Raw genomic sequence first — 25,271 nt, forward strand, 5'->3', positions numbered from 1 at the left:
TACTTAATATATATCGAAAAGTCAACAAAAACTTCTTGACAAGTAATTCTAATGGCGTTATTATCGTATCAGATAGAGTGATTAAGCACGCTAGGGTCAATCACACGCTTGAGTAAGCATAGAAAAGATGTATTTTCACTTTGATAGCATGAATAAGCATGGACTATCAGACAGAAAATAAGGTTTCTGACTGGGGCTGTTCCGTTTAGCCACGAGCCTTACAAGGCTCGTGAGCGTTAAGAACGGATCAGACACAGGAAGAAAGGGAACGCCTTTAGGCGTTCATAAAGGGCGTATATGTAACACCGCCCTGCGCATACATGTCATAGTACCTAGAAACTGTGATAAATAAAGGACAAAACACGATTTTTACCCCGCAAAAAAACGGGAAGTACGAAAGGAGTAATGCACTATAACTACACACAAAAATTTATCCGTTAAGATTGATTACATCAGCATTGTATTTGATACTGCAACCGCTGAAGATGTAATCATGCACATTTTAGGTTTACCGACTGACATTTTCAATGTTTATCCAGCAACGATAAAATTCAAGACTTATCAAGCACGCTGGCAGATTGGAGATATTTATGTATCGGGGGACGCAAGAAAGACAGAGGACAACCCACAGGGGCTAGGCTGTTATCTTGTTATGACTGGCAGAGGTTGTGATGATATTTTCCGTATTCTCGATAGTAGGAATTGTACCTTTGGAGATATGTTCCGACGTTGTGAGCGAAGATACGGACTGGATAACTTCCATTTTACAAGACTTGATATTGCCATTGATGATAAGAACGAAAAGCCATTCTTTACCATAGAGCAGATAAAGAAGAAATGCGAAAAAGAGGAATTTATTTCTAATAGTGAGGGCTACCACTTTGACGAAAGCAAGTTTGATGATTTCGACACCGCAAAGACTGTTTATATCGGTGCTGGTAAATCGGGATTGTCCTACCGCTTTTATGATAAAGATAAGGAAGTCTGTTCAAAACATAATAAGACACTTGATGAAGTTGGCAGTTGGAAACGGACAGAAATGCAACTGCGTGATGATAAGGCTCATGCTTTTGCCATGACATTCAAAGACAGACCGCTGGAACTTGGGGAACTGGCTTTCGGGCTATTGGCAAACAACCTACGCTTTGTCGTGCCAAACAGAAATGAAAGTAATAAGAGCAGATGGAAAACGTGTCGGTTTTGGGAACGCTTTTTAGGGGCTGTGGAAGTCTTGAAAGTGCAAGTACCGAAACTACATAATTCTCTTGAAGAAACACAGCAATGGCTCACAGAGGGTGGCGTGATTTCCGCTGTCAAAAGTTTTTACTTCTTAGAAGAACATGACGCATTAGGTGGACTGGAAAAAGTGGGAACTATGCTTGATAAGGCAAGATACAGTAATTCCCTTTCCAGCAAACTAACCGCCCACTTACAGAGGATAAACCGCACCGACCTTATCCCCTATATCCAGTATGACACAAAACAAGGGAAAGGGGGTATCTAATGAATAACAACGATATTCCTGTATGGGAAAAGTACACCCTTACCATTGAAGAAGCGTCAAAATATTTCCGTATCGGAGAAAACAAGTTAAGACGATTGGCAGAGGAAAACAAGGACGCTGGCTGGCTCATTATGAATGGCAACCGCATACAGATTAAACGCCGACAATTTGAAAAGGTCATTGACAAATTGGACGCAATCTAATGCAAATGAGCCTTGTATGTGTTATGATGAACACAAGTCATATCAAGGCTCTTTCCAACAAGGAAAGGAGCAGACACCATGAAAGAAAAAAGACGGGATAGCAAAGAACGTATCCTGCATACTGGAGAGAGCCAACGAACAGACGGAAAATACTTATATAAATATGTGGACGCATTTGGAAACACAAAATATGTGTATGCTTGGAGATTGACACCCACAGACCCGACACCAAAGGGAAAACGGGAAAAACCCTCACTTCGTGAACTGGAACAGCAGATAAGACGGGATATTGAGGACGGTATCGACAGCACAGGCAAGAAAATGACGCTTTGCCAACTCTACGCTAAACAGAACACACAGAGGGCAAACGTGAAGAAAAGCACACAGAAACAACGGGAACAGCTCATGCGGTTATTGAAAGAGGACAAGTTAGGTGCTAGGAGCATTGATACGATAAAACCCTCTGACGCTAAGGAATGGGCATTACGCATGAAAGACAAAGGCTTTTCCTATAACACCATTAACAACCATAAACGCTCGTTAAAAGCGTCATTCTATATCGCCATACAAGACGATTGTGTAAGGAAAAACCCTTTTGATTTCAAGTTAAGTGAAGTCCTAGAAAATGATACCAAAGAGAAAGTCGCATTGACAGAGGAACAGGAACAAGCCCTACTCTCATTCATCAAGACGGACAATGTGTATCACAAGTATTATGATGATGTGCTGATACTGTTAAAGACAGGACTTCGTATCTCGGAACTGTGCGGACTGACAATCATGGACGTTGATTTTATCCATGAGGTTGTGGTTATCGACCACCAGTTACTAAAGAGCAAGGAACAGGGTTATTATATTGAAACGCCTAAGACAAAGAGCGGAATAAGGCAAGTGCCATTAAGCAGAGAAACAATACAGGCATTTCAACGGGTTATGAAGAAACACCCAAAGGCAGAACCATTTGTGATAGACGGACGGAGCAATTTCCTATTTGTCAATCATAAAGGCAAGCCCAAAGTTGCGATTGATTACAACGCCTTATTTGTCCGTATGATAAAGAAATACAACAAGCACCACAAGGACAATCCCTTGCCACATATCACACCGCATACGCTACGCCATACATTCTGCACAAGGCTGGCAAGCAAGAACATGAACCCGAAAGATTTACAGTATATCATGGGGCATTCAAATATCAGTATCACAATGAACTGGTATGCTCATGCGTCCATAGATACCGCAAAATCAGAGGTTCAGCGTCTAATCGCATAAGAAGTATTTACCACGATTTTAACCACGCTTGATAGCGAAAATATAAGAAGATAGACCTAGATATGTGAGGTTTACCACAAAAGAAAAATGCCCGTAGAGCCTATAAAATAAGGCTTTGCGGACATTTAAGAAGATATAAAAAGATAGTCAAAAAGACATATATAATTTCAATAAAATAATTATTCTCTTTAACATATATAGGTTCATCAACGAAAGAAGGCAAGGAATACAGCGGTAATTCTTTATCCGGTATTAAATCACCCTGAGGAGTCACTATCACAGGTACATTCTTTTCGTTTGAAAAGCGCGGCTTCAGAGCACCATATCTGAAAAATACATTACTATTTTGCCATTGTTTATCAGTTAAGATATAAGGACCATCATCATATTTACAAACAATGGTTTTTAAATCTTTTAGTAGCTGAATAAAAATATGTTCAGAACTGGGGTAAATAGTTATGAATTTACCTAACTCAAGTCTATCCGCATATTTTCCATTCGCCTGAATGAAACAAATTCTACTTGAAAGATATTTAAAAGAAATAGATTTAACGAAAAGATATTCAGCAACATCATAGAGAACATTCTGAGCATCATAAATTGTAGAAGTGATATGAATTTTCCAACCTTGAGGAGGAAAAGAGTACATCAGACAATTGACATAAGTCCAATGCCCATCAGACCTAACGCCCCATTGCTCTGAGTTGTCATTCGTCGGCAAAACATAAGCATCTTCACAAGCATAAACAGGTTCGCTATAGTATATGGTCTCCTTATCTGCCGAGAAACGGAGGTAATCATCCGCCGAGTAACCAACCATCACAATTCCCTCTTCCCCTATATCAATCCTTCAAGAGTTGATTTTGAACAAAAAATCTATACGCTGGACATCTTTCAATGAGCTCTCGATGATCCCCCTGATCCAAAAGATAACCATCTTCAATAAAGAAAATAACGTCTGAGTCTATTATCGTAGACAAGCGATGTGAAATGACAATTGAAATATCATACTCATGCGATCTTAATAGGTTATCAAGCACACGTCTTTCTGTCTTCACATCAAGATTCGACGTTGCCTCATCCAAAATAAGTATCGGAGCTTTCCTTAAACAAGCTCTCGCAATCTGCAATCTCTGTCGCTGTCCACCAGACAAAGACATCCCCTGCTCACCAACACCCTTTTCCAAATCACCAACGGAAATAATTTCATCTAAGCAAGCATTTTTCAAACATTTATTAATGTCTTTTTCTGATGGTACAAAATCAAGACAAAAAAATAAATTTTCTTTAATTGTTGTAGAGAAAAGGAGATTATCTTGAGAGACGACAGTAAACCACCTTCTCCACTCTTCTAGATGCTGCCCATCAAGCAAGCTCTCATTAATAGCAATGGCTCCAGAATTTGCACTATATAGACCTGTTATTATATTAATAATAGTCGTTTTCCCGGATCCAGATGGTCCAATAATTGCATATCGACCACCCTTCTCCAACCTCATACTAACATTATGAAGAACTTCATTATCATTGTAACCAAATGAAACGCTTTTCAATTCCAAATAATCAACATTATTATACGCAAAGTTTTCCATATCTACTTCTCTTGAGATCCGATGACACGGTTGATTCTTTTTAAGGAACCTTTGATTGTTTGACAACTCAAATAAAAGGTAAATAAACCACCTACTGGAGTAACCAGCTGAAAGAATAACATTACATATGCAACAAACGAACCGTATGTCAAGAGATGTACGTCCATCAGATGAACACCATAGCAAACAATGACCCCAGTACAAAAAATCGAAATCAGGTTTTGAACGGGCGTAACAAAAGAATATACTTTGTCATTCAAGAGATTAACTTCTTTTATTTCATTTACTCGTTTCTTGAATTTTAGAAGCATACATCTCTCTGCATTACATAACTTAACAGTGCGCATACTTCGCACTATTTCTGAAGTAAACGTATTTAATTTACCTATTCTCTCTTGCAGCATCATCGCATTTCTGTTATTAAATATACCTAAGGGAACAGCCAGTATCATCACTGCAGGAAAGATAATTAGAACCAAAATAGATAGTCTGTAGTTAATTACAGTAAGAGCAACGACGGAAAACAGTATATTGATAACACTCGAAACAAACTGAGGAATACTAGCCGCCACAAAATTCCTGACCAGAGAGATATCATATACTATTCCACTGGCGATTTCACCGCTATTTTCATTGTCAAAAAAGAGCATATCTTTCTCAAAAATTATATCCATAGCCTGAATACGCAATTCCGCCACATGAAGATCGGCCTCAGTTGAAATTAGCAATCCACCAATTGCACACAAGATGAATTGCGCCGCAAAAAGAAAAGGGAATACATACAGTAAACTAAGATCAAATTTTTTATTATCTATAAAATCTTTTATCAAAAGAGGAACAAAGAATGATAACGTCGATCCAGCGATACTGCAAACCACGCCAAGAATCATTCTCTTGCTAATTCGCATAAATTTAAGCATCAGATTTTTCCGCCAAATATTTTGTATTAGTTTTAAGCAACTTTCCTTTACTGCCTATTCTAGGTTTAACATCCTCATCACCAACTTCTTCAGGTTTTAATCCTAAGCTTTCAACAAAAGCATCTGATAAGTCATCAAGCGCCATATCCTTCATTGACCAAATTCTCTTATTTACCCTAATCAATGGCGTCGCAAACCCCTCCCTTCCTGGAGCTATTAGGTCGCTTCGTAGTATTGTGTAATCATTACTTTTTTCAATCCATTCATCGTACTGTCCATTTAAACTTTCCTTTGCAATTTCTCTAGATATTCCCGCTTTAATCGCTTGTTCGATTATCTTTTCATCAGACGTTTCTACATAATCTACTTCTGAAGGCTGGAACTTTTCATCAAATATTTCTGAAATGAATGCAACGACATGCTTTGGATCTTTTTCTGAAATGTAGGCTATGGATCCCGATACTCTGGCCGAATAATGGTCAGATGAACACTTGTCTAAAAAATCACAGGATGAATTTCAAGCTTAATCTGACCACTCGTATACATTTTTCCTATATCATCATTTAATGTTCTATCAATTTGTGCACAAGCCGGACATAGGGGATCTAAATAAAATTCTACAGTCGGAATATCTTTTTTTGACCCAACTTGCACCAGTAGCCCGCCATCATTTGTTGCGTTTGTAGGTTTTCTTTTCACTTCTGATAATGACTCATACGCTTTTTTTATATCTTTAGCGTCACTTGCACTGTTTCTAGACATGAAAAGCCCAATAAATGCACTGGCGAGAAGTATAATAATTATAAATATAGTAAACAATCCGAGAATTGTTTGCTTTTCTCTTTCATTCAATCTTTTCATTACAGCATCCATCTATCAAAATGGCTATCTGTTAACTTCAAAACAGATAGCCACTGCAGTTTAAAACTGTTACTCTTCTACTTCAGCAGAACCAACTCCACGAACTATGCCAATGATGCGTATTCGGATCACAATTAGGATCCGTCGAACAATTTCCATGCGTGTCAACACATGGTGGCCTTTTAGAGGTCATACTTGCAGGTTGCGCAATCAAAGCCTGTAAACTGAGCAAATCCTTCATTTCCACTCCTTTGAACTTCCAGACTCTCATCACAGCGAAACAGATAGAAGTCCAGAAACATTTCTTCCACTGACGAAACCCAGTTTGACACTTTTCTCAATTTCGTGTCTTATTCACTCTCTTATGTCATCCCTTAGATGACATTTCAAGCCATATATGGATCTACCATTTTTGACATGTAACGGCTCGTTTTTCATGATGGGTTACAGACATCATTGTCTGTAACCCATCACATTGCGAAACGGCCATCAGAACCTAGAAATCAGCCCTAGAAAGGACTGGGCATACTCTCTTCACTTGTTGCCGTCCAAAATTGCCGATAGATCGACAACCCAAATAAGTGAATGCTGTCCATATACTGACGCTTTTCCGAAAATGTCACTTTCCATACAAGGCAGAAACGTTCAGCAACGCCCCTCATACAAGAAGAAGGAAAGCGCGCCGTCTTCCAGACCGCCTTGCGTAAAGGAGTCCCTGCGTACAGTACGTTCCGCTTTGCGCGTCAAACCACGGTAATCATAAAAACCGTAATCGCAGGTAGTGTCAGTGAAGAGGAAATACTCGTTCATTCCGGCATTACGAAACACGCCAAGCATGTGGTTGAACAGCTTACGTCCGACGCCCATGCCCCGCGCTTCCGGGGAAACCACAAACAACGTTATCTCAGCCTGATAGCTTTTGCCGGCATCTCGTTTCAACACTTCATCGACCTGCAAAATCGCAATCTGATCGGCAAGTCCTCGACGGCCATCCTTACTTGCCAACAAGGGCAACGCCAAGCAATTTCGCGTAATAGCATGACGTATCCTCTGCGCTGTGGTAACACGGGATCTCAACGAGCCCAATACCACGCCAAGCACCCGACCATCACGTTCAGCGACCGTAGCCTCGGTGGTGCGGGAAAGAAAATCATGCATGTCGATGGCCGCGAGTCGATGCATATTACGCAAGTGAATCGCCTTGCGCAGCTTATACTTACGCAACCCGCGCTCATCGTTCGGAACGTTCCCATTATCATCCGACTCATCATCCACATACCAAGCCTGACGGACAAGCTCTTCAAGCGCGGGAAAATCCGTGCGACGCATCGGTCGGAGCATAATCATTTCTGAAGTCATGCTCCCCCATCCTAGCCGCAGCCATACCAAAACTCCGCTCACGGATGACATAATGCGCATGGTATTGAAATAACAGGAATGCGTAGGATTTGTTGGCATTGGCGTGTGACGCTTGGGGGTCTGGGGTCACGCGCTTAGGATGAGACAGGATTGCGTGTGACGCGCAATGAATGAGAGGTTCATATGGCAACGTTGGTTAGACGAATTGCGGGCGCGCTATGCATAGTGCTCGCCGCGGTATGTGTTTGTTACTCTTTCGCAGTGCGTAACACGCATTCCGGCACAGTATTCTGGATTGTCTGGCTAGCATTCGCGGCGCTGTTCGCCGTGCTTGGATTCGGAGTGCTCTTCCAATGGTGGGCGATGCTGCCAAGACTGGTCAGAGGTGTGGCAATCGCAGTCGCATGCGTCGGTCTGGTCGCATTCGGCACGGTGGAAGGTTGCATTGTCAGCAAAATGCATGCGCAAGGTGAACCAAATCTCGATTATGTGGTGGTGCTTGGAGCTCAGGTGCGCAAGTCCGGGCCAAGCCTTGTGCTTCGTTACCGTCTCGACAAGGCTATTGAGTATTTGGATGAGAATCCGAATACCATCTGCATCGTTTCCGGCGGAAAAGGACCGAACGAGCCGTTCCCCGAAGCCCAAGGCATGGCTGATTATCTTAAAGAACATGGCATTGACGAGCAGCGCATTCTTGAAGAGCCGGATTCGAAGACCACTGAGGAAAACATTGTCAACAGCAAGAAGCTGATCAGTGACGATAATGCTTCCGTAGGGGTGATCACCAACAATTTCCACATGTTCCGCGCGTTGCAGATTGCCGACAAATATGGTTTGGACAACGCCCAAGGCATTGCGGCTGGCTCTCCCCCGAACATGCTCGTCAACAATATGGTTCGCGAGTTTTTTGCTGAGATTAAATTCCTGCTGTAGATTTCAAGTTTCTCAAGCTGTAAGCATATCGGGAATAAGTTGAGGGGTTGGCTCTTGGAACCAACCCCTCAACTTATTTGGGACTCTTACGAGTCAGAAGCTATCGATCGAAGCTCACTCTTCGGAAGCAAGTTCGTCAGCCACAGCGGCGGCTGCGGAAGCAGCTTCAACGCTCTCGGCTTCTTCATCTTCAGCGGCTTCGCCAAGGAAGGCGCTCAGGTCCAGGGTTTCACCCTCGGACTTGAAGGTCACGGCGCGCATGCCGGCGAGCAGGCCCTTGGAACGGCCGACTTCCTGCACTGCGGAGCCGAGCTGGCCGTTGCGCATGATGGCCTGGATAAAGGCGTTCGGATCCATGCCGTACTGCTGGGCGATGGAAGCGAGGAAGTTGAACACGTCGGACTGGGAGACCTTGACGTCCAGCTTCTCGGCGAGCACGTCGAGCACCATCTGGTCGCGCAGTTCCTTTTCGACGGTTTCTTCGGCTTCGGCCTTCTGCTCCTTGGTGGCATTGGCCGGATCAGCGGTCACGCCCTTGAGCTGCTGCTCAACCATTTCAGCCTTGACGCCCTTCGGCACCGGAATCTCCAGGCCCTCTTCGAGCTTGGCGATGAAAGCGTCACGAGCTGCGGTGGCCTGACGACCTTCGGCATCCTGGGAAGCGGCCTTCTTGAGGTCTTCCTTCAGCTCGTCGAGGGTGTCGAACTCAGAGGCTTCAGAAGCGAAGTCGTCGTCGAGTTCCGGCAGCTCTTCAGCCTTGACGGAGTTGACCTTGACCTTGACCTGAGCCTTCTCGCCTTCGTGCTCGCCTGCTTCCAAGGTACCTTCGAAGGTGGTCTCTTCGCCGGCGGACAGGCCTTCGAGAGCCTCATCCAGACCGTCAAGCATGGTTTCGGAGCCGAGCTCGTAGCTCACGCCTTCCTGGGAGTCGACCACTTCGCCGTCGATTTCGGCGGTCAGGTCGATGTTGGCATAGTCACCCTTGGCGGCCGGGCGATCCACACCCACGAGGGTGCCGAAACGCTGGCGCAGGGCTTCCAGACGGTTGTTGATGTCTTCGTCGGTGATTTCGGCCTTGGCGACCTCGATCTCCATGCCGTCGATTTCCGGCAGTTCGATGTCCGGGCGACGCTCAACGGTGGCCACAAACTTCAGCTTGGTCTCGTCCTTGGCGGATTCCGGAACTTCCTGAACGTCGATTTCCGGCTGGGCCATCGGACGGATGCCCTTTTCTTCGAGAGCCTTGGAGTACAGCTCCGGCACACCGTTGTTCACGGCTTCGCCAGCAACGGCACCGAAGCCGATGCGCTGGTCGATGATCTTGCCGGGCACGTGGCCCTTGCGGAAGCCAGGCACGTTGACCTGCTTGGCGATTTCCTTGCGAGCATTGTCGAGATACGGGTTGAACTCTTCCGGATCAACGGTGACGGTGAGCTTCACCTTGGTCGGCTCAAGATTCCTGACGCTGATTTTCACGCTTGCGCTCCTGAAAAATACGGTTCTTCACATTTCTGCCGTTAGGCAACCTCTACATGATAGCGCGACTCACGGACTCTGCAACCAGCGCGACCTGCCACGCCCTCGCGCCCTGCTCGGTGAGGAATTGCGCAACGTCACGTTTTTGCGGTTCGTCGGTCCAACACAGGTTGCGCAGATACTGCGGTTTGATGATGACGTCCGCGGGGGTACGCGTGTCTTCCGCTATCTGCGCCACCATCTTGCGTGCCTTGTCAAGCGTTGCGAGACGTTCCGGATAACGTTCCCTCCAGACTCGCGTCGCTCGTGGAGCGGATATGCTCTGCGCCTCCTGGTTTTGGGGATTGCCGCTTTCGATGACCGGCCATTCGCTTTCCGGCAGATCAAGCGCCTGTTGGATTATTCTCTTCCACATGCTTGGCTTGATTTTACGTTGGATCGGCGCGTAACGTTCGAACATTTTCTCCTGTTCGGCACCGGCTTGGATGCGTACACGCTCGTTGATGGAACGGACCGCCCTGAATTGCGCGGCGTTATGCGGCTTGCGTTCCGCCACTTCGATGATGGTGCTGTCGGCGAGCAGCAGTGTCGGCGAAATATCGTATTCGCGTGCCAGTTCATCTCGTTTGGTCCATAATGCTTTCGCCACGGCCAGGGCCTGGCGGTCCCTCATGATTTCGGTGATATGCGAGATGCGCAGCCATGGGATGGGATGCTCCTTACGTGGCGCAGTTCCTTCGCGCAGCGCGTAATCGAATTCCTCCTCAGCCCATTCGATCTTGCCTTGCTTTTGCAGTTCGGCGCGCATGGTCGTTTCAAGCTCGATCAGCAATTCAACGTCCAGCGCCGCATAATTACGCCAGTCTCGGGGCAGCGGCCTGTACGACCAGTCGGCCGCGGAATGCTCTTTCGCAAGCGTCAGTCCCAGATAATGCTCGGTAACGGCAGCTAATCCGAAACGTTTGAGCCCCAGCAGCCGTGCAGCGATTTCCGTATCAAACAAACGTTTCGGCTGCAATCCCAAATCAACGAATCCCGGCAGATCCTGCAACGAATCATGCAGAATCCATACCGCATCGCCCACCGCACGATTGAAATCGTTCCAATCGGCACCTTCCGCAGCCAATGCCTGCGGATCAAGCAATCCTATGCCGGCACCGTCTCTTTTGAATTGCACCAACCAATCGTCATGACCGTATCGGAAGCCAGACGCACGTTCCGCATCCGCAGCCAAAGACCCATGCGAAGACGCCAATGCGCTGCAGTACTCGCGGAATGCCGGTAGGGTGTCGATCACATCGGGCACGCCCTCACGCGGCTCGGCCTGCAACCTTGGCTCGTCAGTCAACGGGATAATCCTCCTCGGATTGCGTCATGGACCGGAGGAACCTAGCCCACGCGCCCACTTGGGCGCCCGCGTCAAGGCCTCCATCGGCATAGTCTAGTGGCGTCCAAGACACACGAATCTCACACCCGGTTTCGGGAGCGTCGGACTGAGTGCCAAACGTCGTGCTTTTCGTGACTGTGACGGTTCCCGAAACATGTTCGACATCGCACGAACCAACACGGTCCATCATCGCATCCCAATACATGGACGGTATCAGACAATCGCCTTCGCCTCCAGACAACGGCAACGCGGCGAAAGCGACGCAACGCCAATGAGAATGCCAGTCATTTCGGTATTTGTGCGAATACAACATCATGATCCAGCCTGTGGAACGCGCCTCGTCGCATTGCATCTCAACTCCAATGCCGAAACTCGCCATGGCGCACGGCACTGGAATCTCACGATACGACACGCTTGGTAATCGAGGCATGCGTTCTACGGAAAGCACGGCGTCCCATACCTTGTCTGGCACACCGGAGGGTCGGGTCAACATTTGTTCAGGAGGGTCGGCGTAGGCGCACGATCCCCTACCTGTGGCACGCGCTTCGTTGGGCGTGCCTTGAGGAAAAGCATAGATGTCCACCATGATTCAAGGCTACGGCAGAGTCGCCGGTTTTGCGGTATTTCACAGCATTTCGCCACGCGTCGAATGTGAAGATTTTTTCGCGTGGCGAATGCTGGTTCAACAATTGCACGAATATTCCTTTTTCCAATCGCTGAGGCACTTTCAAACGATTGATTTGCCGGAATCGTTGGCTGGAATATGCGTGGCTTCCCGTTTAGTAGACGGTGAAGCCGTGCGATTGGAATTGTTCCACCACACGCTGTTTCATTGCCTCGGACGGCCCCTTCTGGTCTTCCAACGGGTAGGGAATGTTGAGCATATGCCATTTTGGACGGCCAAGCTGGTGGAATCCAAGCACATCGATATGTTCCACTGCGTCGCCGAACGACTCGCAGATCTTCGCCACATTCTCAACGTTTTCCTCGGATGAGGTGAGCCCGGGCACAAGCACGAAACGCACCCAGATCTTCTTGCCGGCCTTGGCCAGACGCTGTCCGAAATCGATGGTCGGTTGCAGAATGCCGCCAGTCACCTTCTTGTAGGTTTCCTCATCGCCGGACTTGACATCAAGCAGACACAGGTCGATGTCGTTCAGCATGTCGTCGGTATAGCTTGCGCCAAGGAATCCGGAAGTATCGAGGCAGGTGTGCACGCCCATCTCCTTGGCCGCACGGAACACGCGGGAAACAAACGCCGGTTGCATCATGGATTCGCCGCCCGAGAAGGTGATACCGCCATGCGTCGCCTTGAAAAGATCCACATAGCGTTCGATCTTTTTGACCATGGCCTCGTAATAGACGGGCTTGCCGTCACGCATTTTCCACGTATCCGGATTCTGGCAATACTGGCAACGCAATGGGCAACCGCTCATGAAGACGGTCATGCGTGTTCCCGGACCGTCGACGGACGTGTTGATGTCCCAGGAATGCACGAAGCCGATATCACCGCTTTTCAGCGCGTTGATGCGGTCACGCCGGTCCAGTCCGATCGGCGATTCGAAGCCTGACAACCCTCCCATAAGCGTTTGGTTGACGTAGTTTTGCGATTCTCTGAGCATATGCCTTGTTGTGGAGCGAAAATGTACGTTCTCAGACATCGGTGTCCTTTCGTTGTATCTCTCCAATGGTTTCCCCACATTGTACAGGGAAAACCAAGGGGCGAAGCTTTCACGCTCCGCCCCTTGCACTCTACCGCTTCACACGGTACCGTTCAGTCTCAGTCGACGACGGCGCCCTGGTGGAACGTACGGGAGATCACGTCGAGCTGCTGCTCCTTGGTGAGCTTGACGAAGTTCACCGCGTAGCCGGAGACGCGCACGGTCAGGTGCGGGTACTTTTCCGGATGCTCGACGGCATCCTCGAGCTGTTCCTTGCGCAGCACGTTGATGTTGGCGTGGTACAGACCGTGGCCGTTGCCGGCGTCCAGAATGCCCACGAGGTTGCCGATGCGCTCATCCTCGTCGCGGCCCAAGCCATCAGGGGTGATGGTGTTGGTCAGCGAGATGCCGTCAAGAGCGTCGTTGTAGTCGATCTTGCCGACGGAGAACATGGAAGGCAGCATGCCATGGGAGTCCATGCCGTTCTCCGGGTTTGCGCCCGGAGCATACGGGGTGCCCTTCTTGTGGCCGGACGGGAAGGCGCCGGTGGCCTTGCCGTATTCCACGTTGGAGGTGATGGTCAGGATGGACTGGGTCGGGACCGCTCCGCGGTACACCGGCAGGCGCTTGACCTGGCCCATGACGGTGGAGACAACCCACTTGGCGATCTCGTCGGCGCGATCATCATCGTTGCCGTACAGCGGGAACTCACCCTCGGTGCGGTAGCCGACGATCAGATCGTCATCGGCGCCTTCGACGTACTCGTCCTCATGGCCCGGAGTGGTCTTGGCGTCCTTGTTGTAGATCGGGTAGACCTTGGCGTACTTGCATGCGGACAGGGAGTCGGCTGCGATGGACAGGCCGGACATACCACAACCGAGGGTACGGTACACTTCCTTGTCGTGCAGAGCCATCTCGATGGACTCGTATGCATACTTATCGTGCATGTAATGGATGATGTTCAGAGCCATCACGTAGGTCTCGGACAGCCATTCGAGAGCCTTCTCGTAGTTGGCCTTGACCTTCTCGTAATCCAATGAGCCGTCGGATTCCGGCTGAATCGGCTCGATAACGCCCTTGTCGATGACCTGCATGCCGGTCATTTCGTCGCGGCCGCCGTTGATGGCGTACAGCAGGGCCTTGGCGGAGTTCACACGGGCTGCGAAGAACTGCATCTGCTTGCCCACGCGCATCGGGGAGACGCAGCATGCGATGGCGGCGTCATCGCCCCAGTGGGAGCGGATTTCCTTGTCGGACTCGTACTGGATTGCCGAGGTGTCGATGGAGATCTTGGCGCAGAAGCGCTTGTAGGCTTCCGGCAGCTTCGGATCCCAGAAGATGGTGATGTTCGGCTCCGGGCCAGGTCCAAGGTGCTCGAGGGTCAGGGTGTCGAGCAGACGGAAGGAGGTCTTGGTGACCAGCGTACGGCCATCATCGCCGAAGCCTGCGTCGGACCAAGTCGCCCAGTACGGATCGCCGGAGAAGATCGCGTCGTAATCCTTGGTACGCAGGAAGCGCACGATACGCAACTTCATGACCAGGTTGTCGATGATCTCCTGTGCGTCGGTCTCGGTGATCTTACCGGACTTCAGGTCACGCTCGAAGTACACGTCGAAGAAGGTGGAGACGCGGCCGAACGACATTGCGGCGCCATCCTGGCTCTTGACGGAAGCGAGGTAGCCCATGTAGGTCCACTGCACTGCTTCCTGAGCGGTCTGTGCCGGACGGGACAGGTCAAGACCATATTCGTTGCCGAGGTTGATCAGCTGCTTCAGGGCCTTGATCTGCTCGTCATGCTCCTCGCGGAAGCGAATCCAGTGCTCGATCTCCGGCTCGGTGAAGTCGTTGCGGTACGGCACGGAGTCCTTGTCACGCTGCTTGAACTTGATCAGGGTGTTCACACCATACAGTGCCACACGACGGTAATCGCCGATGATGCGGCCACGGCCGTAGGCATCCGGCAGGCCGGTGAGGATCTTGTTGTGGCGGGCAACCTTGATCTGCTTGGTGTACACGCCGAAGACGCCGTCATTGTGGGTCTTGCGGTACTTGGTGAAAATCTTCTTGATTTCCGGATCCGGCTCCTTGCCGGCTTCCTTGATGGCCTGCTCGACCATACGCCAACCGCCATTCGGCATCATGGCGCGCTTGCAAGGAACGTCGGTCTGCAGACCGACAACCACATTGTCGACTTCCGGAGAGTCGATGTAGCCGGCGCCGAATGCGTCGATGCCAGCCGGTGTGTGGGTGTCGACGTCGTAGACGCGCTGCTTGCGCTCTACTGCCAGATAGTTGTCATCGAGGTACTGCCACAGGTGCTTGGTCTTCTCGGTGGCGTCAGCCAGGAAGGACTCGTCGCCCTCATAAGGCGTATAGTTCTTCTGAATAAAGTCACGGACATCAATGTCCTTCTGCCAGTTGCCCTCAGCGAAGCCTTCCCAAGCCTTAGCCTGAAGCTCTTCCGGGGAGACTGCCGTCGCATCAACTGCTGCCATTTCCACTCCTTCTGGGTGTTGGTTTGGCGACGCATCGTTACGTCGTCGCTAGTTATCGATTCTAGCTGCATAAACCTGTATAGAACCTGAGTTTACGAGGAAATAAAAGTGACATATGTCACACTTGCGAAGTATAAGAAAAAATCGCGGTGCCGTAATCCAGACACCGCGATTTCTTATATCGCATCAACTACTTTTCATCGGAAGACCAGCGTTTCCATTCGCGATCCTGTTCTTCCCATTTGATGTTGCGTTCCTGCACGATCTTCCATGCATCGAGCGCGTCTTCCCTGGTTTTGTATGGTCCCATACGATGGCTCGCCGGTGATATCATGCCCAGTTCAGGCTGTTCGGTAACCGTATTGAAATACCATTGCTTTTCCATATCACTCCTTACGAAGCGCGCAACGAAACAATAGTCCGCCGCTGTTCTATTCGCGGAACGCGTTGGTAATCGGCAAGCGGCGGTCACGTCCGAACGCCAATGCCGTCACCTTTGGCCCAAGCGGGTATTGACGGCGCTTCCATTCGGCACGATCGACCAGTCGCATAACCGTGTCGACGGTGGTCTCATCGAAACCGTCTGCCAGAAGATCCTCACGACCATGCGCATGTTCAATGTACATCGCCAGCACCTGGTCGAGCAGCTCGTACTCCGGCAGCGAATCAGAATCCTTCTGCCCCGGGCGAAGCTCGGCGGACGGGGCTTTCTCAATCGAATTGACGGGAATCATCACGCCATCCGGCAAAGGAGTCCCAGCAAGCCCCTGTTCGTTGCCCACGACATGCAGCCCGCCGATACCCATGCCCTCGGAGGCAGCCTTATTGCGCCAGCGGGAAATCTCCCACACGCGAGTCTTCAGCAGATCCTTAATCGGAGCGTATCCACCGACTGCATCACCATAAATGGTGGAATAACCGCAGGCAAGCTCCGACTTGTTGCCCGTGGCGACAGCCAGAAGCCCCTTGGAATTCGAATATGCCATGACAATCACGCCACGAATACGCGCCTGCAAATTCTCAGCAGCCACACCTTCAAGATCAAGCTGCTTTTGGAAGGAGACGAACAGCGGCTCAATAGGCTGAACATCATAATGCGCGCCAATATTCTTCGCCAAATCGGCAGCATCATCCTTCGAACCATCAGACGAATACATGCTCGGCATGGAAATGCCATGCACGTTGGCTCCTCCCACGGCATCAGCAGCCATGGCAGCCACCAATGCGGAGTCAATACCTCCAGACAAGCCCAAGCACACGCCCTTGAAATGGTTCTTGGCCATGTAATCCTTCAAGCCTAGCACACAAGCGGTATACACTTCCTCATCCGGATCAGGCTTGGCTGCGATAACACCAACCTGCTGATGTTCGGAGGCAGTATCCAAATCAAAGAAGCTCAAATCCTCCATGAACATCGGAGAACGTTCCAGCAGTGTACCGTCAGCATCAACCACGAAACTGCCACCATCGAACACCAGATCGTCCTGACCACCCACCTGATTGAGGTAGATCATCGGCGCGTTCACTTCAGCCGCACGGCGTACCGCAAGATCGAGTCGAGTATCAGTCTTACCCTCCTCATACGGAGAACCGTTCATGGTAAGCAGCAAATCAATATGCTGCTCGGCAAGTTCTGCCACAGGACCGCCATCCTGCCAGATATCCTCGCAAATAGCCACACCAATACGTGCGCCATTCACATCAAGCACCATGGACTTATTGCCAGGACTGAAAATGCGGAATTCGTCAAACACACCGTAGTTGGGCAGGAAGTGCTTGTCGTAGCCGGCCCAAACCACGCCATCATGCAATACGACGAGTCGGTTGCGTGGCTTGGATGTCTCGCGATCAGTGCCGACCGTGCCAACCACCACAAACAGGTCGCCAAGCCCATCGGCAGCCAGTTCGGTGGCAAGCCAGTTGGCTTTGTTCCACGCGGCTTTGCGGAAGGTGGCCCGCAGGGCGAGGTCTTCGATGGGATATCCGGTCAATGTCATTTCCGGGAATACGACGACTTGCGCGCCCTGTTGCGCGGCGCGGCGGACGTATCGCATGATCTTACCGGCGTTGGAATCAAGGTCTCCGACGCAGGTGTCGATTTGAGCGAGTGCGAAGCGAATGTCTGTCATAGCTGCCTAACCTACCGTTGATTTGTTGAACGTTTTATTTTCTTACGATCGCGAATTGAAAGCGGACCGCACGCGTGTCACGAAAGTTCGTTGAGCACCGTCAGCGCCGCGTTGGCGTAGAATTCCACGCCGGCCTGCAGTGATTCATCTAGACCGACGAAATGCGGGCTATGCCAATCGGGGCAGCCTTTCTCGCCATTGGAACCGATGAAGGCGAACACCGGCATGGTGACGGGCATGAAATCGCAGAAATCCTCCCCCGCCATCGAAGGATGGATTGGCTCGAGCTGCGCGTAGTCGCGCACGTTGTCAGCGACGATTTTGGATAGTTCCATGTCGGAGACGAGCGGATTCTGAAAGTCATCCCAGTCGATGTCTGTGGTAATGCCGTAGCCCGCGGCGATGGATTGGACCTGCTGCTTGAAGCGTTTCTCGACCAGTTCGCCGTCGGACTTATGGAAGTAGCGTACGGTTCCTTGGAAGCTGGCCTTGTCCGGCACGACATTCCACACGTGGCCGCCGTGCAGTTCGGTGATGGACAGCACGAGCGGATGGAATGGTGAGACATTGCGGCTGACGATGGTCTGCAAGGCGAGAATCATTGTGGCGAGCGCCTCGATAGGACCAGTGCCCTTGTGTGGATATCCGGCATGTGAGCCGGCGGCATGCAGAGTAACGTGGAATTTCACGCAGCCGGCCATCATCGGGTCGGGGCCTACGGCGATCTGTCCGGGCGCGTAATTCGGATTGTTGTGGGCGCCGATGGCGGCGGATACGTCGGCGAGCAACCCCGCATCGACCATAGCTTTCGCGCCGAGACCGAGCTCCTCGGCAGGCTGGAACAGCAGTTTAATGGAGCCTTTGATGCGCTTGCGGCGTTTTGCGAGCCAGAATGCGGCTCCGAGCATGTAAGACATGTGCAGGTCGTGGCCGCAACCGTGCATCACACCGTCGTTGACGGACGAGAACGGCAGGCCAGTATCCTCTTGGATGGGCAGACCGTCGATATCGGCGCGCAATGCGATGCGCGGGCCTGGTTGCTCGCCGCGGATCAGGCCGACCACGCCGGTTTCAAGCGGGTTGTTGAGCACTTCGATGTCGTGCGCGCGTAGCAGTTTCTCGATATAGGCACTTGTCTCGTATTCCTTGAAACTGCGCTCGGGATGTGCGTGCAGATAATGACGGATCTCGATGATCTCCGGCGTGATCTCAATATGTTCGCTCATGGTTGACGATTGTAGGCGCAACCGGACGTTTTTCCTATTTTCGTGTTCGTTTTTCGTGCCGACAATGGCGTTTTCCGCAGTTTTTCCCCGTAAGCTGGATGACGTTTTGAACGGATTCACGGGGAGATCGGCATGTCATCGGACATCAAGGCTGCGTTTTTCGATATCGACGGCACTTTGACGAGTTTCGTCACGCATGTGGTGCCGCGATCCACCATCGACGCATTGCATGCGTTGCAGAAAAAAGACGTGAAGGTGTTCATCTGTTCGGGGCGCGCACCCTCCTATATGGGTGTGGTGCTTGACACCATTCCCGTCGAATTTGATGGCATTGTTGGCCTTAACGGCCAGTTCTGCACAACACGCGACGGCCTCGATTACCGTCATCCAATCGACCTGCACGATGTGGAGATCATCACCGACTGGCTGCAATCGCATACCGATGTCGTCGCCAATTACGCGGAAAGCAACTACGGGTATTTCAATCGCATCAACGCCGCTTTGGAACGTACGTGGAACAGCCTTGGCAAAACCGCGCCGAAAATCGACATATGCAATCCGCAGCAACGTATAGGAAACCATCGCACATTCCAGATCAGCCCATATGTGGATAAGGCAACGGAAGCGGAAATCGCCGGCATGTGCGGCAACGTGCGCGGTGTGAGGTGGCATCCCGACTTCACCGACCTGATTCCTGCGGATGGCGGCAAGGCGGTCGGCATGCAGGTCGTGCTTGAGCATTTTGGTTGGTCGAGGGACAATGCGATCGCGTTCGGCGATGGCGGCAACGACGTGGATATGCTACGTTTCGCCGGCATAGGCGTGGCTATGGGCAACGCCACTGACGAACCGAAGACCGTAGCCGATTACGTCACCGACAGTGTCGACGATGCCGGAATCTCGAATGCATTGCATCATTTTGAAATTCTGTAGAAAAGGTTTTTAAGAGTTTTCTTGCGATTTTATAAGACGGTTTTCGCGAATTTCTGCGTTTTTCATGCCCTTTATAAGTATTTTCAATAAGTGAACGCCGTGTTGCCGTCGATGGTTCCTCTATATTGGTCAATCGTTGGGTCCGCCGCGTGGCAAACGGGCGGCCCGTATAGCGAATTGAGAGAGGAACTCAACCATGCGTAACAAGAAGCTTCTCGGCGCGCTGCTCGCCGTCACCACGCTCGCGACCTTCGGTCTGGCCGGCTGCGGCGACTCTGGCTCCAACGGCGCCGCCTCCAAGGAGGATGACAAGACCATCACCGTGGCGGCCTCCCCGACCCCGCACGCGGAAATCCTAAACAAGGCCGTCAAGCCGCTCGTCGAGAAAGACGGTTATAAGCTCGAAGTCAAGGAGTTCACCGATTACGTTCAGCCGAACACCGCCACCGAGGATGGTGAAGTGGACGCCAACTACTTCCAGCACAAGCCGTACCTCGACAACTTCAACAAGGAGAAGGGCACGCATCTGGTGTCCGTGGAAGGTATCCACTTCGAGCCATTCGGCCTATACCCTGGCAAGACCAAGGATTTGCAGAATCTGCAGGATGGCGCCACCGTGGCCGTGCCGAACGACGCCACCAACGAGGCCCGTGCGCTTCTGCTGCTGCAGGATGCCGGTCTGATCAAGCTGAAGAATCCGAAGGACATCAACGCCACTCCGAAGGACGTCACCTCCAATCCGAAGAATCTGAAGTTCAAGGAGCTTGAGGCCGCCGTGGTTCCGACCGTCATCAAGGATGCCGACATCGCGGCACTGAACGGAAACTACGCCATTCAAGCCGGCTTCGACCCGACCAAGGACACACTGGTCACCGAAAAGGCCGACGGCCTGGCCGCGAAAACCTACCAGAACATCCTCGTGGTGAAGGAAGGCAACGAGAACACCGCCAAGACCAAGGAGCTCAAGAAGGCTTTGAAGTCCGACGAGGTGCGCGACTACATCAACAAGAACTACAAGGGCGCTGTGGTGCCGGTCTTCTAAGACCCGCTTCGGCTGCAAGAATTCAATGCCGCAGGTATACTACCCTGCGGCATTCTTATTATGGAACATCAATAGGAACAGGACATTATGACGATTCAGATCGACCATCTGCACAAAAGCTATGGCAGTGGCGCCGAGGCGCATGAGGTGCTGCACGACATCAACCTGACCATCGATTCGGGTGAAGTCTTCGGCATCCTCGGCTCCTCCGGCGCGGGCAAGTCCACGTTGGTGCGCTGCATCAATCTGTTGGAACGTCCCACTTCCGGCAAAGTGCGCGTCGATGGTGAGGACATCACCGATGCGAAAGGCAAGGAGCTGGCGGACGTGCGTGCCGGAATCGGCATGATCTTCCAGAATTTCAGCCTGTTCCAGCAGCGCACCGTGCTGCGCAACGTCACGTTCCCACTGGAGCTCAACCATACGCCGAAAAACAAGCGCGAGGAGCGTGCCCGCTATCTGCTTGACCTGGTTGGATTGGCCGATCTGGCCGACCGTTATCCGAGCCAGCTGTCCGGCGGCCAACAGCAGCGCGTGGCCATCGCACGCGCGTTGGCCAACAATCCGTCCATCATGCTGTGCGACGAGGCCACCAGCGCACTCGACTCCACCACGACTGCGCAGATCCTTGACCTGCTGCGCCGCATCAACCGCGAGCTCAACGTGACGCTGGTCATCATCACGCATTCGTTGTCCGTGGCACGCAACATCTGCGACCGTGTGGCCATGATTGATGGCGGACGCATCGTGGAGATGGGCGATACGGAGGAATTGTTCTCCAATCCGCAAAGCGACATTCTGAAAACACTGATCACCGATGCGAAAGTGGAGAACCATCGCCATAAGCATGATTCCGCTTCGTCCGATGAGCAGACGGACTCGCCGACCAAGGAAGAGGTGAAGTGAAATGGGACAGATTATCTCGCAATTCATCGCCGATTATGGCGAACTGCTGGTCGAGGGAGTACGTGACACGATCATCATGACCGCGGTAGCGACGCTACTCGCGTATGTGATCGGCCTACCTGTGGGCGTACTGCTCATCACCTCAGCAAAGAAGGGCATCCGCCCGAATGCGACACTCAACACCGTGCTCGGATGGATCGTGAACATCGTGCGTTCCGTACCATTCATCATTCTTCTGGTGGCCATCATCCCGTTGACCCGACTGATTGTCGGCACTTCGCTCGGCGTGCCGGGAGCCATCGTGCCGCTGGTCATCACCGCGGCGCCGTTCGTGGCACGCGTGGTGGAGCAGTCGCTCGCCGAAGTGGACGGAAGTCTGGTGGAGGCCGCGCAAAGCTTCGGTGCCAGCAATCTGCAGATCGTGTTCAAAGTGCTGCTGTTCGAAAGCCTGCCGTCGCTGGTGCGCGGCGCAGCACTGACGTTCATCACCCTGTTCGGCTTCTCCGCCATGGCCGGCACCGTCGGCGCAGGCGGTTTGGGCGATATCGCCATCCGCTACGGCTACCAGCGTTACCAGTACGACGTGATGACCGTGGCCGTGATTCTGTGCGTCATCCTCGTACAGATCGTGCAGACCATCGGCGACGTGGCGTCCGACCACATCGACCATCACGAGCGCTAAACCGACGCTTTCATGCTCCTATATGCAAGAATCGGGTCTGAATAATTGTGTTCGGATCCGATTCTTGTATGCGAAAACACTGCTACGTGGTGCGCTTACTTGTTGAGTTCAACAACTCAATCTATGATATAACCTGTTTTTGCTCCGCATTTCCCCGACTCGATGGGAGATGATGGGATTCACGGCAAGGACACTCTACCATGCACCGAAATTCAAGTCAGAAACCAATCAGTATCCGGCTTTAATGGCGGTGATGGTCAGCTCGCCACGGTTCGTGTACCCGAGCGCCGTGAAAAACTCGGATATGCAGGGGCGCACAGTGGTCTCGCTCGGTCCGAGCCGTTTGGCGATATCTTGTTTAGTGGCGCCTAGACAAGAAGGAACAATCCCACTGCCATGTCAGGTATGGTAATCTCAAAACACCGTATAACCTCGAACCATCCAGAACATCGATAAACTACTTCAAAGACAAAAGAGGCGCGGCACGATTGCAGGGGCATTGATGACAGGAACATTACCAAAACAGCATAAAGCGGCGCGCATTATCGAGCATATCGTCCTTGTACTCGCACTGGTCTGGGCCGGCGGCTGTACCCTCATATGGACGCAAATAGACATGCCCCACAGCATCGTGAACACGACATCCTCTGACGGCACCTGCGAAGTGGCCATCGGCGAACTAGGCTCGCCCATGTTCTTCGGCCCAAGCACCATCACGATCAAAGTCTCCTGGGACACCGATTCCAACGTCATCGGAGCCGAGAACGTCACAGAAATCAAGACGGACCTGCACAACGACGGCAAATCATTGGACTCGGACAACTTCACCGTAACCTGGCACGGCAACATCCCGACCGTCACCACCCACGGCGAGGAACAATCGGACCAGAGCTACACGTTTAACTGGAAATAACCACCCCGGACATCACGTCTCTCCGAGAATAGTCCTCACGACCGAGCAGGCCTCACAGGGGCATAAGCATGAAAATCATGACTATAGCTATCATGCGCACCTCTGACGATAATCGCGTGTGGTCGTTTTTGGCTTTGTTCCAAGGTTTTCATTTTTTGGGAAACCTGACTATCACCCTCGTTTTCCACGAGGCACCTCCAGACACCCGAAAATAATCCGGGAACGTTCCACCACCCTGCCGGCGCTCAGCGTCTTCGCCGACTGGCACGGAAAAGTGCAATACCCCCTGTGGTTTCATGATGTTCCGCCTGGGTGGTGCCCAGAAGCATTCGCCCGGCAGCACGTCTCCATGGCGGACAATAGACAGAACGATACGCGGCCCATACAACCGTCCCAGCCGCCAATGACATCCCAAATCCATCCCGAATCCCACAGGCCTATTGCAGACAGCCCAGATCAGCTGGCTCATAGTCCAAAGCCGCCTGCGACGCCACCGTCCCAATGGCAGGAACGGTCAGCTGCGCAGTATGATTTCCGCCCTGTCGGCCAGTTCCCGTTCGCGCACGCCCATAGCAGACAGGATCGCTTGTCTCCGCGATGGCATGGCGGAGGTCGCCCGTGCGACCAATGCGGAGAAGCGACCGAACAATTCCAAGTAATCGTCCTTGTCAAGCAAATAGCCAAGATCACCGATGGCCTGGTACACGTTCTCGTTAGCGCGCCCATCGTACCGGGCACAATAGCAGCGCTCGTCATGCGCGCACAGGTTGCGGTAGAACACCAGTCTGTTGAAGATGCTGTCCAACCGCTTGATGGTGATGCGCCACGGCCCGTCGTGCGTGTCCGCATACAAACCGGTGAAACTTTCGGCGACCGCCAATCGGACGGCCGGGGACTGGACTTGGAAGAACCATACCGTCTGGCCGAAAGAAAGATCGTTGGCCAGCACCCACAACGGGACCTGGCCGTTGTGGTCTTCCATGCAATGGCGGATATACGCCTTGCCGCCATAGTCGCCCCTGTTACGCGGGTTGCCGTCCAACTCAAGTATCCGCTTGAAGACCTTGTCGATCAACGCCACGGCGCTCGGACGGCGCTTCGCTCGCGCCGCGTGACTTGGACGCCCGCAGGGCCCGGAGTTTTTCCAGGTACGCGACCTTCGCCTTCAGATAGGCGACCTGTTCGGCGAGCTCCTGCTCGAGCGTCGGTTCGGGCTTCGGTTTGGATTTCGAGCCTCTGGGCCTGCCCTTGGGCCTCGGCCCGAGCGCCTCCGGACCTCCGGCCCGGTACTCGCGGCACCAGCGTTCCAGGGGTGTGACGCTCGCGATCCCGTGCATGGCCATGACCTCCGCCTTGGTCAGACCGTTCTCGACGTGGTCGCGCGCCGCGGCGACCTTCGTCTCCCCCACGTATACCGTATAGTCAGGAACGCTTTTATACCTGTTCTTATCTTCCGCATGAACCACATACACCGTTGGATAATGAAGACGCGTTCTCTCGGACATCGATACCCCCTTTTATCCCTATCTCGCTTATGTATGGCAGATACACCTCGGAAAAGCGTACTTAGGGGGTATGAGAACAGCTGTCATGACAACCTGACCTGCCATATATAAGCGAGATGTCTCAGGATAAAGCACGGAATCTACCATACGTAAGCGGGATAACCAAGCTTAAGCGCTCGTACGACACATTTTTGTGCACAAGACATCCCTCCGCAAGCGTCATCCGACCGCCTGGTGGCACGTTTCATATGCACAGAGAAAACACAGCCCGC

24 protein-coding genes and 1 pseudogene are annotated in these 25,271 nt (G+C 51.6%); 9 read left to right on the forward strand and 16 right to left on the reverse strand.

Going from position 1 to position 25,271, the window contains the following annotated elements:
- Positions 1-442 precede the first annotated feature (442 nt).
- The 3 genes from KSY55_RS06840 to KSY55_RS06850 all read left to right on the forward strand — a co-directional run bounded on the left by KSY55_RS06840 (position 443) and on the right by KSY55_RS06850 (position 2,979).
- A complete protein-coding gene (locus tag KSY55_RS06840; protein WP_173816749.1) occupies positions 443-1,504 on the forward strand; it encodes a replication initiation factor domain-containing protein in 1,062 nt (353 codons plus the stop codon).
- Positions 1,504-1,707, forward strand: a complete 204-nt coding sequence (locus tag KSY55_RS06845; RefSeq protein ID WP_002610247.1) for an excisionase — start codon at positions 1,504-1,506, stop codon at positions 1,705-1,707. Before KSY55_RS06840 ends, KSY55_RS06845 begins: the two co-directional genes overlap by 1 nt.
- Positions 1,708-1,785: 78 nt before the next feature.
- Positions 1,786-2,979, forward strand: coding sequence for a tyrosine-type recombinase/integrase (locus KSY55_RS06850; protein WP_003127058.1), 1,194 nt, complete (start codon positions 1,786-1,788; stop codon positions 2,977-2,979).
- A 100-nt stretch (positions 2,980-3,079) separates the two neighbouring features.
- On the opposite strand, the gene KSY55_RS06855 is transcribed toward KSY55_RS06850, so the two are convergent.
- The 6 genes from KSY55_RS06855 to KSY55_RS06880 all read right to left on the reverse strand — a co-directional run bounded on the left by KSY55_RS06855 (position 3,080) and on the right by KSY55_RS06880 (position 7,711).
- Positions 3,080-3,799: a hypothetical protein gene (locus KSY55_RS06855; protein WP_217749645.1), complete on the reverse strand. Its 720-nt coding sequence runs from the start codon at positions 3,797-3,799 to the stop codon at positions 3,080-3,082.
- Between the two features lie 22 nt (positions 3,800-3,821).
- Positions 3,822-4,571 (reverse strand): ABC transporter ATP-binding protein, encoded by a 750-nt coding sequence (locus KSY55_RS06860; protein WP_217749644.1) that lies wholly within the window; start codon positions 4,569-4,571, stop codon positions 3,822-3,824.
- Positions 4,572-4,573: 2 nt separating this feature from the next.
- Positions 4,574-5,479, reverse strand: coding sequence for an ABC transporter transmembrane domain-containing protein (locus KSY55_RS06865; RefSeq protein WP_160271621.1), 906 nt, complete (start codon positions 5,477-5,479; stop codon positions 4,574-4,576).
- Positions 5,480-5,483: 4 nt separating this feature from the next.
- Entirely contained in the window at positions 5,484-5,645 is a 162-nt protein-coding gene (locus tag KSY55_RS06870) for a hypothetical protein (RefSeq protein ID WP_217749643.1), read from the reverse strand.
- A 341-nt stretch (positions 5,646-5,986) separates the two neighbouring features.
- Positions 5,987-6,352, reverse strand: coding sequence for a DsbA family protein (locus KSY55_RS06875; RefSeq protein WP_217749642.1), 366 nt, complete (start codon positions 6,350-6,352; stop codon positions 5,987-5,989).
- 645 nt (positions 6,353-6,997) lie between these two features.
- Complete coding sequence (locus KSY55_RS06880; protein WP_022245152.1) at positions 6,998-7,711, reverse strand: GNAT family N-acetyltransferase; 714 nt, start codon at positions 7,709-7,711, stop codon at positions 6,998-7,000.
- Positions 7,712-7,894: 183 nt separating this feature from the next.
- Between KSY55_RS06880 and KSY55_RS06885 the strand changes: the two genes are divergently transcribed.
- Positions 7,895-8,644: an ElyC/SanA/YdcF family protein gene (locus tag KSY55_RS06885; protein WP_065437413.1), complete on the forward strand. Its 750-nt coding sequence runs from the start codon at positions 7,895-7,897 to the stop codon at positions 8,642-8,644.
- Positions 8,645-8,758: 114 nt separating this feature from the next.
- Here KSY55_RS06885 and tig read toward each other — a convergent pair whose 3' ends face one another.
- The 8 genes from tig to KSY55_RS06925 all read right to left on the reverse strand — a co-directional run bounded on the left by tig (position 8,759) and on the right by KSY55_RS06925 (position 19,018).
- Positions 8,759-10,120, reverse strand: a complete 1,362-nt coding sequence (gene tig / locus KSY55_RS06890) for a trigger factor (protein ID WP_004222525.1) — start codon at positions 10,118-10,120, stop codon at positions 8,759-8,761.
- 52 nt (positions 10,121-10,172) lie between these two features.
- The gene (locus tag KSY55_RS06895; RefSeq protein WP_022245245.1) at positions 10,173-11,468 is read right to left on the reverse strand and encodes an HRDC domain-containing protein; all 1,296 of its coding nucleotides are present in this window, start codon (positions 11,466-11,468) and stop codon (positions 10,173-10,175) included.
- Positions 11,461-12,093 carry a DUF3000 family protein gene (locus KSY55_RS06900; protein WP_065435287.1) on the reverse strand — a complete coding sequence of 211 codons (633 nt, stop codon included), beginning with the start codon at positions 12,091-12,093 and terminating at the stop codon, positions 11,461-11,463. The genes KSY55_RS06895 and KSY55_RS06900 overlap by 8 nt, the downstream gene beginning before the upstream one ends.
- Before the next feature lie 193 nt (positions 12,094-12,286).
- Positions 12,287-13,168: a pyruvate formate-lyase-activating protein gene (gene pflA / locus KSY55_RS06905; protein WP_033524052.1), complete on the reverse strand. Its 882-nt coding sequence runs from the start codon at positions 13,166-13,168 to the stop codon at positions 12,287-12,289.
- Between the two features lie 119 nt (positions 13,169-13,287).
- Positions 13,288-15,663: a formate C-acetyltransferase gene (gene pflB, locus KSY55_RS06910; RefSeq protein WP_004222538.1), complete on the reverse strand. Its 2,376-nt coding sequence runs from the start codon at positions 15,661-15,663 to the stop codon at positions 13,288-13,290.
- A gap of 190 nt (positions 15,664-15,853) precedes the next feature.
- Positions 15,854-16,048: a hypothetical protein gene (locus tag KSY55_RS06915; protein WP_003834504.1), complete on the reverse strand. Its 195-nt coding sequence runs from the start codon at positions 16,046-16,048 to the stop codon at positions 15,854-15,856.
- Between the two features lie 46 nt (positions 16,049-16,094).
- Positions 16,095-17,792 (reverse strand): NAD+ synthase, encoded by a 1,698-nt coding sequence (locus KSY55_RS06920; RefSeq protein WP_118292843.1) that lies wholly within the window; start codon positions 17,790-17,792, stop codon positions 16,095-16,097.
- A gap of 77 nt (positions 17,793-17,869) precedes the next feature.
- On the reverse strand, positions 17,870-19,018 hold the full coding sequence (locus tag KSY55_RS06925; protein WP_004222540.1) for a M20 family metallopeptidase: 1,149 nt from the start codon (positions 19,016-19,018) through the stop codon (positions 17,870-17,872).
- A 132-nt stretch (positions 19,019-19,150) separates the two neighbouring features.
- Between KSY55_RS06925 and KSY55_RS06930 the strand changes: the two genes are divergently transcribed.
- From KSY55_RS06930 to KSY55_RS06950, 5 genes are all read left to right on the forward strand, one after another.
- Positions 19,151-19,951, forward strand: coding sequence for a Cof-type HAD-IIB family hydrolase (locus KSY55_RS06930; protein WP_004222541.1), 801 nt, complete (start codon positions 19,151-19,153; stop codon positions 19,949-19,951).
- Positions 19,952-20,147: 196 nt separating this feature from the next.
- A complete protein-coding gene (locus KSY55_RS06935) occupies positions 20,148-20,993 on the forward strand; it encodes a MetQ/NlpA family ABC transporter substrate-binding protein (protein WP_217749641.1) in 846 nt (281 codons plus the stop codon).
- Positions 20,994-21,080: 87 nt separating this feature from the next.
- Positions 21,081-21,899, forward strand: coding sequence for a methionine ABC transporter ATP-binding protein (locus KSY55_RS06940; RefSeq protein ID WP_004222543.1), 819 nt, complete (start codon positions 21,081-21,083; stop codon positions 21,897-21,899).
- Position 21,900: 1 nt separating this feature from the next.
- On the forward strand, positions 21,901-22,581 hold the full coding sequence (locus KSY55_RS06945; protein ID WP_004222544.1) for a methionine ABC transporter permease: 681 nt from the start codon (positions 21,901-21,903) through the stop codon (positions 22,579-22,581).
- A gap of 502 nt (positions 22,582-23,083) precedes the next feature.
- On the forward strand, positions 23,084-23,494 hold the full coding sequence (locus KSY55_RS06950; protein ID WP_004222545.1) for a hypothetical protein: 411 nt from the start codon (positions 23,084-23,086) through the stop codon (positions 23,492-23,494).
- 514 nt (positions 23,495-24,008) lie between these two features.
- On the opposite strand, the gene KSY55_RS06955 is transcribed toward KSY55_RS06950, so the two are convergent.
- Positions 24,009-24,575, reverse strand: a complete 567-nt coding sequence (locus KSY55_RS06955) for an Abi family protein (RefSeq protein WP_368041972.1) — start codon at positions 24,573-24,575, stop codon at positions 24,009-24,011.
- Positions 24,538-24,897, reverse strand: a pseudogene (locus KSY55_RS06960) (transposase); the annotation flags it as partial. The pseudogene KSY55_RS06960 and the gene KSY55_RS06955, both read right to left, overlap by 38 nt.
- Between the last annotated feature and the right edge of the window lie 374 nt (positions 24,898-25,271).

It is taken from the genome of Bifidobacterium sp. MSK.13.1 (assembly GCF_019131435.1).
Lineage (GTDB): Bacteria > Actinomycetota > Actinomycetes > Actinomycetales > Bifidobacteriaceae > Bifidobacterium > Bifidobacterium pseudocatenulatum.

Bases quoted from the DNA above. Each gene is read 5' to 3' on its own strand.
- KSY55_RS06880 (WP_022245152.1), bottom strand. From the start codon at position 7,711: ATGACTTCAGAAATGATTATGCTCCGACCGATGCGTCGCACGGATTTT.
- KSY55_RS06900 (WP_065435287.1), bottom strand. From the start codon at position 12,093: ATGGTGGACATCTATGCTTTTCCTCAAGGCACGCCCAACGAAGCGCGT.
- KSY55_RS06930 (WP_004222541.1), top strand. From the start codon at position 19,151: ATGTCATCGGACATCAAGGCTGCGTTTTTCGATATCGACGGCACTTTG.
- KSY55_RS06870 (WP_217749643.1), bottom strand. From the start codon at position 5,645: ATGAAGGATATGGCGCTTGATGACTTATCAGATGCTTTTGTTGAAAGC.
- KSY55_RS06940 (WP_004222543.1), top strand. From the start codon at position 21,081: ATGACGATTCAGATCGACCATCTGCACAAAAGCTATGGCAGTGGCGCC.
- KSY55_RS06845 (WP_002610247.1), top strand. From the start codon at position 1,504: ATGAATAACAACGATATTCCTGTATGGGAAAAGTACACCCTTACCATT.
- KSY55_RS06945 (WP_004222544.1), top strand. From the start codon at position 21,901: ATGGGACAGATTATCTCGCAATTCATCGCCGATTATGGCGAACTGCTG.
- KSY55_RS06885 (WP_065437413.1), top strand. From the start codon at position 7,895: ATGGCAACGTTGGTTAGACGAATTGCGGGCGCGCTATGCATAGTGCTC.
- pflA (WP_033524052.1), bottom strand. From the start codon at position 13,168: ATGTCTGAGAACGTACATTTTCGCTCCACAACAAGGCATATGCTCAGA.
- KSY55_RS06915 (WP_003834504.1), bottom strand. From the start codon at position 16,048: ATGGAAAAGCAATGGTATTTCAATACGGTTACCGAACAGCCTGAACTG.
- KSY55_RS06925 (WP_004222540.1), bottom strand. From the start codon at position 19,018: ATGAGCGAACATATTGAGATCACGCCGGAGATCATCGAGATCCGTCAT.
- KSY55_RS06950 (WP_004222545.1), top strand. From the start codon at position 23,084: ATGACAGGAACATTACCAAAACAGCATAAAGCGGCGCGCATTATCGAG.
- KSY55_RS06860 (WP_217749644.1), bottom strand. From the start codon at position 4,571: ATGGAAAACTTTGCGTATAATAATGTTGATTATTTGGAATTGAAAAGC.
- KSY55_RS06920 (WP_118292843.1), bottom strand. From the start codon at position 17,792: ATGACAGACATTCGCTTCGCACTCGCTCAAATCGACACCTGCGTCGGA.
- KSY55_RS06865 (WP_160271621.1), bottom strand. From the start codon at position 5,479: ATGCGAATTAGCAAGAGAATGATTCTTGGCGTGGTTTGCAGTATCGCT.
- KSY55_RS06850 (WP_003127058.1), top strand. From the start codon at position 1,786: ATGAAAGAAAAAAGACGGGATAGCAAAGAACGTATCCTGCATACTGGA.
- KSY55_RS06875 (WP_217749642.1), bottom strand. From the start codon at position 6,352: ATGAAAAGATTGAATGAAAGAGAAAAGCAAACAATTCTCGGATTGTTT.
- KSY55_RS06855 (WP_217749645.1), bottom strand. From the start codon at position 3,799: ATGGTTGGTTACTCGGCGGATGATTACCTCCGTTTCTCGGCAGATAAG.
- pflB (WP_004222538.1), bottom strand. From the start codon at position 15,663: ATGGCAGCAGTTGATGCGACGGCAGTCTCCCCGGAAGAGCTTCAGGCT.
- KSY55_RS06935 (WP_217749641.1), top strand. From the start codon at position 20,148: ATGCGTAACAAGAAGCTTCTCGGCGCGCTGCTCGCCGTCACCACGCTC.